General features: G+C 51.1%; 15 protein-coding genes. 13 read left to right on the plus strand and 2 right to left on the minus strand.

Translation table 11 applies throughout. The features are described 5' to 3' along the window. Positions 1-135: 135 nt before the first annotated feature. From ACP7DE_RS06730 to ACP7DE_RS06785, 12 genes are all read left to right on the plus strand, one after another. The gene (locus ACP7DE_RS06730) at positions 136-477 is read left to right on the plus strand and encodes a hypothetical protein (RefSeq protein WP_426071375.1); all 342 of its coding nucleotides are present in this window, start codon (positions 136-138) and stop codon (positions 475-477) included. 514 nt (positions 478-991) lie between these two features. Further along, complete coding sequence (locus ACP7DE_RS06735; protein WP_426071376.1) at positions 992-1,207, plus strand: major coat protein; 216 nt, start codon at positions 992-994, stop codon at positions 1,205-1,207. A 53-nt stretch (positions 1,208-1,260) separates the two neighbouring features. Further along, entirely contained in the window at positions 1,261-2,430 is a 1,170-nt protein-coding gene (locus ACP7DE_RS06740; protein WP_426071377.1) for a hypothetical protein, read from the plus strand. Between the two features lie 2 nt (positions 2,431-2,432). Continuing rightward, positions 2,433-2,768 (plus strand): hypothetical protein, encoded by a 336-nt coding sequence (locus tag ACP7DE_RS06745; protein WP_426071378.1) that lies wholly within the window; start codon positions 2,433-2,435, stop codon positions 2,766-2,768. Positions 2,769-2,777: 9 nt separating this feature from the next. Next, a complete protein-coding gene (locus ACP7DE_RS06750; RefSeq protein WP_426071379.1) occupies positions 2,778-3,923 on the plus strand; it encodes a zonular occludens toxin domain-containing protein in 1,146 nt (381 codons plus the stop codon). Next, on the plus strand, positions 3,920-5,227 hold the full coding sequence (locus ACP7DE_RS06755; RefSeq protein WP_426071380.1) for a type II secretion system protein GspD: 1,308 nt from the start codon (positions 3,920-3,922) through the stop codon (positions 5,225-5,227). The genes ACP7DE_RS06750 and ACP7DE_RS06755 overlap by 4 nt, the downstream gene beginning before the upstream one ends. 237 nt (positions 5,228-5,464) lie before the next feature. Further along, a complete protein-coding gene (locus tag ACP7DE_RS06760) occupies positions 5,465-5,734 on the plus strand; it encodes a hypothetical protein (protein ID WP_426071381.1) in 270 nt (89 codons plus the stop codon). Positions 5,735-5,955: 221 nt separating this feature from the next. Then, positions 5,956-6,858 (plus strand): rolling circle replication-associated protein, encoded by a 903-nt coding sequence (locus tag ACP7DE_RS06765; protein ID WP_426071382.1) that lies wholly within the window; start codon positions 5,956-5,958, stop codon positions 6,856-6,858. Between the two features lie 92 nt (positions 6,859-6,950). Then, positions 6,951-7,790, plus strand: coding sequence for a tyrosine-type recombinase/integrase (locus tag ACP7DE_RS06770; RefSeq protein WP_426071383.1), 840 nt, complete (start codon positions 6,951-6,953; stop codon positions 7,788-7,790). Positions 7,791-7,937: 147 nt separating this feature from the next. After that, a complete protein-coding gene (locus ACP7DE_RS06775) occupies positions 7,938-9,197 on the plus strand; it encodes an AAA family ATPase (protein WP_426071384.1) in 1,260 nt (419 codons plus the stop codon). Position 9,198: 1 nt separating this feature from the next. Continuing rightward, positions 9,199-9,822, plus strand: coding sequence for an RloB family protein (locus ACP7DE_RS06780; protein ID WP_426071385.1), 624 nt, complete (start codon positions 9,199-9,201; stop codon positions 9,820-9,822). Positions 9,823-10,088: 266 nt separating this feature from the next. After that, entirely contained in the window at positions 10,089-10,424 is a 336-nt protein-coding gene (locus ACP7DE_RS06785; protein ID WP_426071386.1) for an FKBP-type peptidyl-prolyl cis-trans isomerase, read from the plus strand. A 16-nt stretch (positions 10,425-10,440) separates the two neighbouring features. Here the strand turns inward: ACP7DE_RS06785 and ACP7DE_RS06790 are convergent, their stop codons facing one another. Together ACP7DE_RS06790 and ACP7DE_RS06795 are read right to left on the minus strand one after the other, a co-directional pair. Beyond that, positions 10,441-10,917: a DUF2726 domain-containing protein gene (locus tag ACP7DE_RS06790; RefSeq protein WP_426071387.1), complete on the minus strand. Its 477-nt coding sequence runs from the start codon at positions 10,915-10,917 to the stop codon at positions 10,441-10,443. 97 nt (positions 10,918-11,014) lie between these two features. Then, positions 11,015-11,728: a YjjG family noncanonical pyrimidine nucleotidase gene (locus tag ACP7DE_RS06795; RefSeq protein ID WP_426071388.1), complete on the minus strand. Its 714-nt coding sequence runs from the start codon at positions 11,726-11,728 to the stop codon at positions 11,015-11,017. Between the two features lie 50 nt (positions 11,729-11,778). Between ACP7DE_RS06795 and ACP7DE_RS06800 the strand changes: the two genes are divergently transcribed. After that, positions 11,779-12,423 (plus strand): pyridoxine 5'-phosphate synthase, encoded by a 645-nt coding sequence (locus ACP7DE_RS06800; protein ID WP_426071389.1) that lies wholly within the window; start codon positions 11,779-11,781, stop codon positions 12,421-12,423. The last annotated feature ends 12 nt before the right edge of the window (positions 12,424-12,435 follow it).

A 12,435-nucleotide genomic window follows, 5' to 3' on the forward strand; every position in this document is an offset into this window, starting at 1 on the left:
AAGACCAGCTTTACTGCTTCTTCTCGAAGCTCTGGCGTGTATGTTGTTGAGCGTTTCATATGTTCTCCAGTTGGTGAAGTTTGCCAAACAAGAGTGTCCGAAAAAGTCAGGGTACCTCACTCTAAGGAAAAGATCATGAAAAATACCATTCAAATTCTGCATGTCACCCAAGTGGCTGGCCGTTCGAAAAAAACCGGCAATGACTACGATATGCGCATGGCGCAATGCATCGTCCACAAGCCAAACCGCGATACCGGTGTCATCGAGCCGTTAATCGGTGAACTGGTGTTGCCGGAGCGTTTCAAGGACACCCTGCCGGGCACGTATGAGGTCGAATTCGAAGTGTCGATCTCGCAAGACAAACGCGTCGGTGCCCAAGTATTTTCCATCACTCCCATTTCTGCCGCATCGCAAGCAAAACCTGCTGCCGTGGCCCCTGCCGTCAAGGCGAACCCAGGTCAACAAACTGCTTCGTAATTTTCCATGCCTTCCTGCGTCGATTCCACACAATTGACGGGGCCAGATGCTCCGTCTGGTGCCGTGCTGTACACGGTGTCTAGCGCTCCCACTGAGTTGTCTGCATGTGCCTATGTGGTCGAGTCAGGCGCTGAGTATGTGGCCGCTGTGTCTGCGCAGGATAAGGCTGTGGATATATTTTTTGTGGCGGCGGTGGTCGTGCTGTTCGCATTGGGCTGGATTGCAGGGGCGCAACGATGATGCTGCTTAAAAATCTCTGGCCCATCCTGTTTTTGGTTGGCCTGTTTGTCTGCGCCGTGCATCTGGTTAAGTACGTTATTGCCCGGTTTCTGGAGCATAAGTAATGACTATCGCCGCTGCTGTTGGTTACGTGTTGAGTGCGTTCGGGGTCGGGTATGCCGCTGGCTCGATACAGCGAATTATCAGGCGCTCCATCGAAATATTGGATTAGCAGTCTTTTGGCGCAAGGTCGTCGTCAATCGTATGTAGACCGTCATTTTTAAAGGATGTGCAAATGAACAAAAATATCATTCGTGGTTTGGCTCTGGTGGGTGCGGTTGTTGGTTCGGGCATTGCATCGGCGGCTGATGATCCGGGTGTTGCGGCTATCACGGCGTTGTCCGGTCAGGCCACCACCTATATCACTGCGGCGTTTGCCGTCGCCGTCCTGGTCGCTGGTGGCTTCTGGGGTATCAAGATGATGAAAAAGGCTTTCTCCAAAGCTGGCTAAAAGTCATCAGCATTATCAGGGCGGCTCCGGTCGCCTTTTTTTCGGGTGTAAATATGAAAAACGTTATTTTGTTGTTGTTGTTTTTCGTTGCAAACGGTTCTTTTGCTGGCATTTTTTATAGAGCTGGCGGTGGTGAGCCTAAGTCCAGTTTGTCTGAAGCATGGCAGACATATCTTGCTCCTGTTGATAGGCCGAATACAGCAGGAACTTGTACCCCTGTTGGTACTGATGGTGAACTTTGGAATTGTCGGTTCACCACGTTTAACGGTTCTCCAAATCTTATTACTGTTTCAAAATCAGGAAAGTGTAATTTAGGCGATAGTCTCGGAACTTATGAATATCCTAGCGGTTATGGCCGTCCTAGTAAGTCTGGTACTAGTATTGACTACGTTCAAAAACTTGCTGCTGATGGTAATAATTTTAATGATATTTTTTGTATCAATTCCTGCAAGGCCGTGGTTGCTCGTGATTCCGACGTTGGCAAGTTGTATCAAAAATCATCGCCAAAGCCGGGGATTTTCCTCTATGTCTTTGACGTAAAGTTAACAGAAAGTGCGCAAACTTGTAGCGTAGAGAAATTACCGGATACCAAGATTCCTCCATATAACGGGAACGATACAACTACTCCCACCGATCCAACGAATCCTACTGATCCAACGAATCCTACTGATCCGGGGAATCCTGGTGGTACTCCTGGCGGCACTCCTGGTGGTGATCCCGGTGGCACTCCTGGTGGAACCCCTGGCGGTACTCCTGGCGGCACTCCTGGTGGAACCCCTGGCGGAACCCCTGGCGGAACCCCTGGTGGCACTCCTGGTGGCACTCCTGGTGGAACCCCTGGAGGCACTCCTGGCGATAAGGATGATGGTAATCGATGCGGTGCGCCGGGTCAGCCTGCATGCCGGATTGATGAAAAAGGAATGCCAAAGATTGATGAAGATATGGGGCGGGTAGGTGAGGACGCTATAAGGGCGGCTGATAAAGACAACATGGGCGCTATTGAGGATTTGACAAAAGAAAAGCTTGGTTTGGGTGACTGGTTCCCGTCCGTGCCCACTGCTGCTTGCACTAATCCATCGGTGAATAATCCTGTTACAGGTGCCAGCGTTCAAGTGGATATATGTTATTACGTCAATGTCTTTTCTCGGTTTATAAGTGGCGTGATTTGCTTTTTCGCGCTTATTGGTGCTGTACAACAGGTTCAATCTGCAATTAAAGCTTAATCATGCCTTTACTTGGTACTTTACTAGTCAATATGTTGGCTTTTCTGATTAATATATTTGCTAAATATATGGTATTGGAAAAGGCGTTTCGCTTATCTGCAGTCATGCTTATGCTGTCTCTTGTCGGTGTCATGATCGCCTTAATGTCTTCGTGCGCTAAGGGTGTTTGCGCCCAGGGAATTTCGGGTATGTCTGGTTCGCATCCGAATTTTGCTGTAGGACTTGGTATTGTATTTAATTCCACCACTCTTTCTGCTGCTACCTGTTACGTCACTGTCTGGCTTGGTTGCCAACTGTACGTTGTGCAGAAAAAGGGCTTGAACCTCGTTGTGAAATAGGCGGGTGATATGGCTGTTTACGCAATTACAGGTAAATTGGGCAGTGGCAAGGGTAAGGCTGCTATCGATCAAATTAGGCGTTATTTGCGCGATGGCAAGCGTGTCGCTACCAACTGCGATGTGTTCCTTGAGCACTTGATGCCAGCTCGGGATCGTAGTGTCGTTATACGGGTGCCTGATAAGCCATCTGCCGTCGATTTGTACATGATTGGTAGTGGCAATCGTTTTATCGATTTTGAGCCGATTTTGCAGCATGGGCGATCCGGTATCACGGCGTCTGCGCCGTCGCCTAAGTTGTTGCCGGGGTTTGATGAGTCGCACAATGGTGCGCTCCTGCTCGATGAGTGCGGTTCGTGGCTGAATACTCGGAATTTTCAAGACAGGGGCCGTGCTGAGATGCTGGAATGGGCTATCCATGCACGCAAGTATGGCTGGGATGTTTTTTTCATCATGCAAAACATCAGCCAGGTTGATAAACAGTTGCGTGATTCGTTGCTTGAGTATGTTGTCAGGCTGAATCGTTTGGATCGTATGCGGGTGCCTGTTTTAAGCCCCGCCATTGCGTTGATGACTGCCGGGGCTTCAAACGGTAGCATGCCGCGCTTGCACATTGGTGTGGTGCGATTGGGGGCGTCTCCTGACGCTCTTGTCGCGGATCGTTGGTATTTTCGTGGCGATGATCTGAACAAGGCTTACAACACGACGCAAGTTTTTTCTGATACCTATCCGCACGGCACGCACTCGTTGCTTTCGGCTTGGCATTTGTCTGCCGTTGCAGGTGTTCCTCCCGATTTCATTGGGCCATTGCAGGCTACGCCTGCCGCTCTGTCGATGTTGAGCTATCGCGCTCTTCCTCCTAAGCCACCTCACAAACATATGACTAAATTTCTCTTTGCCGCGCTGTGCCTTGGCGGCGCCCTGGGCGTGTTCGGCTATCACTTTGGCAGGCCAGTTCTTGCTCCTGCAATTGTCCAAAAGCAGCCTGAAATAGTCCCATCAAAAAATCTCACTGGCATCGGTTATATCGCGCGGGGGAGTGTGTACGTTGTCACTTTGTCGGATGGTCGCAGTGTGACGGCGTTGCGCTTTCGTTTCATTGATGGCGGTTGGCTTGCGCTGGTCGATGCTGATACCTGGGTCAAGGGCGTGTCATGAAAAAACTATTTATTCTGTTTATCTGGTTTCCGTGTGTCGCGTTCGGTGCTGGTCAGCCGGTGTCGATACAGCTTTCTTCTGTGTCGCTTGTTGCCTTTGCGCAGGCCACTTTCAAGAATATGCTTGCTCGGGATTTTGTGATATCGCCAGACGCATTGGCTCTGGATCGCAAGCTTACGGTGTCGGTGAGTTCTCTTGATGCTGATCGGTTGCCGACGTTTGTTGAGGGCATTTTGCGCGACCAGGGCATATCATCCGAATTGCGTGATGGTGTCTACTATCTGCGCGCTGCACAGTCTTCTCTTCCTGCTCCGTCTGCTGTCCGTCTAGCGGCTGTTGATGTGCCGGGGGGCGGTTCCTCTTCTGCGTTTTCTGATAGGTCGATATCGCGTGCTGTGCGTGTCGATGTTGAGGAGGGCGCTGTCGATTCGAGTCCCGTTGTTGCCGGCCGGCGTCGTGATGATGATTCTGAGGTATACGCGCCTGCTGGCCGTTCGGCTGATTTCTTGGCGGGGGTCGTGGCGGCTGCGTTTGGTCCGCGTAGTGCGGTTGCCGCTGGCAATCAAATTGTTTTGACTGGTAGCCCATCGGAGTTGAACAAGATGCGTATCTTGCTCGAGGCGCTCGATCAGTTGCCGCGCATGGTTGACGTTTCCGCGTCGTGGGTCGAGGTCACGGATAACGCCAGCTCTGGCCGCGGCATTTCCATCATGGCCAATGTGCTGGGTGCTAAGTTCGGCGCGTCGCTTGGCAGTGTCAATTCGGCTTCCGCCATCAGCTTGCGCAACACCAATTTTCAGCTGGTGATTGACGCGCTCAATACCGACGGCCGTTTTAAGCAAGTGTCGAACAGCCGTATTGTGGGTGATGACTATCAAAAGATGGTGCTGACGGTGGGCGATGAAACGCCGACGATTTCCAGCACGGGCAAAGACAATTCCGGCAACAGTGTTCAAAACATCGTTTATCGGCCTTCCGGCGTCATCGTCGACGTGCTGCCAAAGGTACTCGGCAACGGCAAAATCAATCTTGCAATTGACGGGCAAATTTCCAGTTTCAAGCCAACGGCCAGCGGCGTGACGGGTTCGCCCACGCTGATTAAGCGCCAGGTCAAAACAGCGGTGACGGTCAACGATGGCGAGGTGCTGTTGATTGGCGGCTTGAACGATGCGCAAACTGTCGATAGCTCCTCTGGCTTCTCGTTTCTGCCGTCTTCGTGGGCCGCTCGATCGGGGACGAAGCTGCATACCGATCTGGTGCTGATCTTGAGTGCGCAGGTTCCGCGTACTTCTGAAAAACAGTGATTTGTCACGTTAATTCCGGGGTGACGGCACAAGCGGCCCGGAGGGCAAAATCTTTGAGGGCATATCGAAGTCGGCGTTTGACTTTGAAGTAATAGCGCCAGACGGCCCGTGCGCATCGGAGCGGGGAGCGACAAGATTTCAAAGTTTTAGCGGGTAGTCCGCTGCCACGCTTAGTACCGCGTCGCTGCACGTTGGCCAGTACGGCCCACTCTGAAAACCCGTTTTGAAAGTATGCATATGAAACAGCTTGAGGATGACAAGACGATTGATCTACTCGGCCCGATTAAACGCGGTAGGGGGCGTCCGGCTACTGGCGCGGCAAAGACCAGTGCACAGCGGCAAAAAAAGCGTAGGGAGCGTTTGCGCGACGATGGCAAGGCATTTCTGACGGTGCATGTAGATGCGAAGGTGCTTGAAGGATTGAAGGCATATGTCCGCTTTAAGGACATCACGCCGGATCAGGTGATCGAGAAATTATTGCGTCAGCAATTGCTGCGCAAACGGTAGCGGAAAGCTTCGTGCCGCTATCTGCGCGCAGCGCGGGTGGCGGCGCGAAGCGCCGCTAAACTTGTATTAGGGACACTTAAGAACACAGCAGTAGAAAACGCAGTTACAGGCAAGTGCAGTACAGGATTTTCAGACCAGTTTTTTGATGGACAAAAAAAAAGCCCCAGGCATCTACTAAATGCCCGGGGCCTTCGATAAACCTGCCGTTACAGGACTACCGAATGACCGAATTAGATTATGAAAACGCTTTAGCGTCAATTGATTTCTCGCCTGTAGAGCCATCTACGCAACATCGCCCGGAGTGGTGGGACGATGAAGGGATCAAGAACACATGGAACGACAACTATACGGCCCGTAAGCGCGTTTTTCCTGACGGACAGTGCGAAGTGACAGTAACCAAGGAACGGCACTTTGTAGGCCCGGCTAGGATGCTCAAAACGAAGGCCAAGCGCGGCGAGTCCGAAAACCGCGAGGCAAACGATGATGATGCTGGCCGCCGTGCGAAAAAGAACGTCAAACACTGCTGCAAACAGATCGGCGCTGATCGCATGGTCACGCTGACGTATCGAGAAAATATGGTGGATCGTGAGACAGCACTCAAGCACTGGAAAGCATTCTGCCGCAAGCTCGGCAAGCACAAGCAATTTCACTATGTCGCCGTCATCGAGGAACAAGAGCGAGGCGCGCTGCACTTCCATGTGGCGGTGGCCGGTCGGCAAATGTATGCGCTTTTGCGCTCGATTTGGCAAAGCGTCCTGGGTCGTGGGCCGAACGGCGAGCAAATGGGGCAAGTCAACGTCCGCGATCCGCATCGCTTCGGCTTTGGCGTCACTGGTGCGCACAAGATCGCCAGCTACATTGCCAAGTACTGCGGCAAGGAAATGCAGTGCAGGGCGCTCGATCAGAAGCGCTATTTCCGCTCCAAGGGTATTGTGGTTCCCGAAGTCCACTCTTGGCGCCTATTGGGCTGCACGTCGATGCTTAGCGCCGCACAGGCCGCTTTCCGTGCGATTGAGGGGCATTGCATGGATGGTTTGCAGACTTGGTGCAACAACGGGCTTGGCGTTATCTATCTTGCGACTGCTCCGGGCCTACCTGATGGCGTGCATGAATGTCCGTTTTGAATGTTGTATAGTTTATTCATGGCAACATTTGGAGTTACCTAGTTATGGGCGTTTCGGAGTCGTCGCAGTTGGTTTTTCCTGTGGATGGTGTCATGCAAAAAACTTGGGATGACGCCGTTGCACGATGGTTGATCGAGAAGGCGGATAAGGCTTCTTTGAAGTCAGATCGGTGCATCCTTCGTTGGCTGGATCCGTACTTGAGCGGTCTGTCAATTTCTAGTATTACGCGGCCAATTATCGACTCACTTACCCATCGAAAAATTGCATCTGGAGCTGCAAATGGGACTGTAAATAGAATGCTTGCTTTACTACGCTCGATCTTGATTCGTGCCTCAGTGGATTGGGAGTGGCTACCAACTGTACCTAAAGTACGTCTGTTGCGTGAGCCTGTGCGTCGTGTACGTTATCTTACAAAATCTCAAGCTGAGTCATTACTTCTGCAACTACCATCGCATCTCGCTGATATGACCGCTTTTTCTCTCTCTACAGGGCTTCGAAAAAGCAACGTCATTGGACTCTGTTGGTCGCAAGTTGATTTGCCGCGCCGACTCGCATGGATACATCCCGATCAGTCGAAGACACGTAAGGCTATTGCTGTCCCACTGAACCTTGATGCGACACGTATTGTTTCATTGCAGCTTGGAAAACATCCTGTTCGGGTGTTTAGCTATAGGGGATCGCCAGTAGCTCAGGTAACGACAGCCGCTTGGTACAAAGCGCTGAGACGGTGTGGGATTGATGATTTTCGATGGCATGACTTGCGCCATACTTGGGCTAGTTGGCATGTGCAGAACGGAACGCCGTTGAATGTGCTGCAAGAGTTGGGTGGGTGGGAGAGTGCTCAAATGGTGAGGAGATATGCTCACTTCTCGGCGTCGCACTTAGCTGAGTATGCATCTCGTTTGCCGCCTCTAATTGTAGAGAGTAGGTGAGTAATTTTTTGATGTAAGAAGTGCAATTTTTTGTGAGTGCATCTTGGGATGTTGAGAGAGTTCAGTAGAAGTGTAAAAAAACTGCACAAAACCGGAATTTCTATGATAATAGGGTATGTTTATACACTTCATCTGCAGGAATTCTGCATGTTAATAGAATTTTCAGTATCTAACTTCCGCTCGATTAGAGGTCGTCAAACGCTCTCGATGGTCGCCACGCCGCGCTTGAGGAAGAAAAATTGCGTCTTCAAGATCGATGTCAAGGGTGAGCAGTTGCCAGACTTGCTAAAGGTTGCTGCGATCTATGGGCCTAATGCTTCAGGCAAGAGTAATCTTTTGGCAGCAATAGAAGTCGTTCAAAAAATGACTAATTTCATTCCAAGCTCAGAGTCACGTGAGCTTCCTGTCTCGCCTTTTCGATTTGACGAGGCACTACTTGATGAGCCAAGTGAATTTGAGTTTCATTTTGTGGTTGAGCGTCAGCGTTATCAGTTTAATTTGGGACTTAATTCAAAACGCATTACTCTAGAACGATTGATAACATATCCTTCTGGAAAAGAAACTTTGTTATATGAGCGAGTAAATTCTCCGGTTGGTGATGTTTATAAACTTGGTGAATCTCTTGAGGGTGGGGAGTCTCTTCATGATGTTTGGAAGAATCTTACTGGCCCGCAGACGCTATTCATTTCTCAAGCTGTAGCTAATAGCAATGAGAACTTGATGCAACTTAGAATTCCACGTAAATGGCTTTCTAGCGGTTTTATTACAGTTGTTGAAGATGAGATGGAGCATTGGAGTAAGGTTGTTCAGGCGTATGGCGCACAAAGACCTTTTATTGCCAATGATGTTGCAAACTTTCTGCAAGATGTAGATGTTCCAATAACAAATATTGTATTTGAGAGCCTATTTGAAGATGGTCGTGAGCATAAGGAAGAGGCGCCTTCAAAAAAACCTATGCACTTGGATATTTTGATGAAGCCAGGGACAAGGCGGAGAACGACATTAACTCATACAACTGCATTAGGGCGAGCTGATTTCGATTTTTCCGAAGAATCCAGGGGGACTCGAAATTTGCTGGGATTTTTTATGCCATGGGTATTTTTAGGAAAGAAAGCGATTGTAGTTGATGAGCTTGATAGTAGCCTTCATCCCAAAATTGTTTCTACTTTAGTTGAAAAACACCTTAATAATAGTGTTTCTAGTCAGCTTATATTTACGACTCATGATACGCACTTGATGGATTCAAAGTTGCTTCGTCGGGATCAATTTTGGTTGACTGAGCGCGATAAGAATGGGGCAACTATATTGAGATCAATACACGATTTTGAGGGGCGTGAAGGCGAAGATATCGAGAAACGATACTATGAGGGTAAGTATCGTGGATTGCCAATCTTGAGAAGCCTTTAATATGGGACGCTCTTCTAATTCATTTGGTCGTGGCGCATCTTTTCTAAGGGCTCATGCATCAGTGCTAATTATTTGTGAAGATACTAAATCGGGAAAGCAATATCTTAATGATGCTGCTGTACATTTCCGAGTTGCAGCTGAGGTTGAAGTTGCCCACGTAGGGAATACCGATCCTCTTGGTATTGTTACGCAGGCAATAGCTCGAGAGAAGAAATACAATTCTGTTTATTGTGTGATAGATCGAGATACTCACGAAAATTTTGATAAGGCGGTATTGTTGGCGAAAACTTCAAAGAAAGTTAAGTTGATAGTATCGTATCCATGTTTTGAATTCTGGCTTCTTTTGCATTTTAAGTATAATAGGAAGACATATTGTGCAACTGGAAAGCACTCCCCAGGTGCTCAAATGCTTCGAGCATTAAAAGAGTGCGATGGTATGGCCGAGTACGAAAAAGGGAAAGTTGTAAGTATTTTTAATTCCCTTATCGAAAAACTGCCAGGAGCGCGAGGAAATGCAGAGAGAATTATTAAAGAGGCCAGGGCTGATGGCGAGATGAATCCAAGTACTTTGTTGTATGAGTTATTGGATGATTTTGAAGATTTGGCTCAGCCTGAAATAATATAAGTTATTATTAATCTTATTGCATTAACTTTGTATTTTTGAATATGCTTAATTTAATGTATTGAATTTTCGACAAATTTCCGGAGGCATGTTCTTTGATTATTATATTGGTAGAGCATGTGTCTCATAATCCGTTGGTGCCGTGTTCGACTCACGGGAGGCCCACCAGAATTTAGCAGCAATAGAATGAGCCCCGGCGGGTGACTGCCGGGGCTTTTTTCGTGTTGTCGTACAATCGCGGCATGGCGATTGATGAGGGATGAAACGAGATGACGGCTGAAGTGAAGATTGACGATATCGTGGTGGGTGACGGCAAGGCGGCGGCACGCGGCGCGCTGGTGACGGCGCATTACCGGGGCTGGCTGGAAGATGGCATGGAGTTTGACTCGTCGCATCAGCGGGGCGAGCCTTTCCGCTGTGTGTTGAGCAATAACAAGGTCATCCAAGGCTGGATTTTGGGTTTGCATGGCATGCAGGCCGGTGGCAAGCGCAAGCTGTGGGTGCCGGCGGCACTGGCGTATGGGGAACGTCAGGTGGGATTGATTCCGCCTGGCTCCAATTTGGTCTTTGAGATTGAATTGCTGGAAGTGCTGACGCGCGATTGATGTTTGGATGGGGTAATCAGGCAGATACGACGCCGGCTTTTTTCAGCAGCAGTTTTTCGACATCAGCGCGCAGCGCCTGCTGGGTAGGGAAGTTTGCATAGCGCAAGGTCACATAACCTGCCAGCCTGAGCATGGCATCGCGTTCCCTGTCCTGGCGTTCGCGGCCGGCGTGGCTGCTGTCGTCGAGTTCGATCACGACGAGGACATTTAGTTGCTTGCTACACAGGACAAAATCGGCCACCTTGCGGTCGAAACGGTTTCTGTTTGCCCATCCCTTCGCCGTCATCAGCGCGGAAAACGCCACTTGCGCCAGCACCGTGCATTCCGGCAAGGCCGTTTGCAGCAGGTGGTACATTTGCTGCTCGCGCGCCGTCATGACGGCTTTTCTTTGCAGCTTTAGCGGCTTACGGGACTTGGCCGCTTGGCGCTTGGACAGCATGACAAAGAACAGGATCAAGGCCGCGATGGCGAGCAGGACGATGAAGGGAGGCATGGGCTGGCACCAGATAGGATGAGTCCTGATGGTACGCGAGTAGCGGCGTGTTTTCGTGCCTCTGCCAGCGTATTTCAGGTGGTGCGCTTGTTGAAGATCAAGCCTGTTTCAGCTTGATCGACATCACGTCCAGTACCGGCACGATGTCATGCAGGCTGGCCACTTCATCGGTGGGGATGGCGGCCGAGGTATTGGCCATGCTGTCCGGGTTGAACCAGCAACTGTCGATGCCGTAGCGGTTGGCGCCGAGGATGTCGGCGTCCAGGCGATCGCCGATAATGATCGTTGTTTCCTTGCGGAACGCGCGCGCCATGTTGGCGGCGTATTCGAAGAAGCGCACGTCCGGCTTGGCGTGGCCGCACGCTTCGGAGGTGGCGACGAAGGAGATGTAGTTGCTCAGGCCGGATGCGGCGATACGGCGGTTCTGGATGGACTCGACGCCGTTGGTGATGATGCCCACTTCGCCGATGCGCGACAGCGTTTCGCACACTTGCTTGGCGCCATCGATGAGCACGACCGTGTCCGGCAGCGAGTCCAGATACACGCGGCTGGCCAGTTCCGGATCGATGGCGATACCGTCCAGTGCAAACGTCTTGCGGAAGCGTTCTACCTTCAGGAAATCCTTGCTCACGTTACCCGTTTCGAAACGTTTCCACAGCTCGACGTTGATCGCCTGGTATTGGGTGAACAGCGCGTCGACGCCGTCGCGCAAGCCCAGCTCGTGCATGGTATGCAGGAACGAGCGTTTTTCGGACGCCCTGAAATCGAGCAGGGTATCGTCAAGGTCAAACAGGAATAATTTGTATTTCATGGCATGTTGTTGAGAGCGTGGAAATCTATGTTATATCGTAGCACGTAGCGATGAGTTCGGTTGGCCATCCCCTGAGTAGGCAATCCGCTACAATCCACCCGCGCCCTGACCAGCGCCATGCGCGCTACGATGATGTTGCCCCGTTGCAGCGTCTGTGCGCGGAGCGGGGACGCGAGCTGAATGTGGAGGGGTATCCTGCGGCGGATTTTTTGGATGTGGTGAAAAGCACGCGCCCGGCGCAATGCACCCTGGTGCCCGACATGCCGGGTCAACTGACGTCCGATCATGGCTGGGACATTGAACAGCATGCAGCGCTGTTGCGTCCCGCCATTGCGCAATTGAACGACCTGGGCATCCGCGTCAGCCTGTTTGTCGATGCCGACTACCCGGCACTGGAATGGGCGCGCGAGGTGGGGGCGGCGCGCGTTGAGCTGTACACAGAGCGGTTTGCCGAGAGTCATGGCAGCGCGCAGGCCGATGCCGTATTTGACACGTATCTGCAGGCTGCGCGGCGGGCGCAGGCGCTGGGACTGGGTGTGAATGCCGGGCACGACCTCGATTTGCACAACTTGGCGCGCTTCCTGGACATCCCCGGCATCCTGGAAGTGTCGATCGGCCACGCGCTGGTGGTCGAGTGCATCGAGCTGGGCATAGACAAGGTGCTCGGCAGCTATCTTGAGATATGTCAATCGTAGGGGAATTGTGCC

The organism is Janthinobacterium sp. DSP2-3-3, from assembly GCF_049897325.1.
In the GTDB taxonomy this organism is placed as follows: domain Bacteria; phylum Pseudomonadota; class Gammaproteobacteria; order Burkholderiales; family Burkholderiaceae_D; genus Janthinobacterium.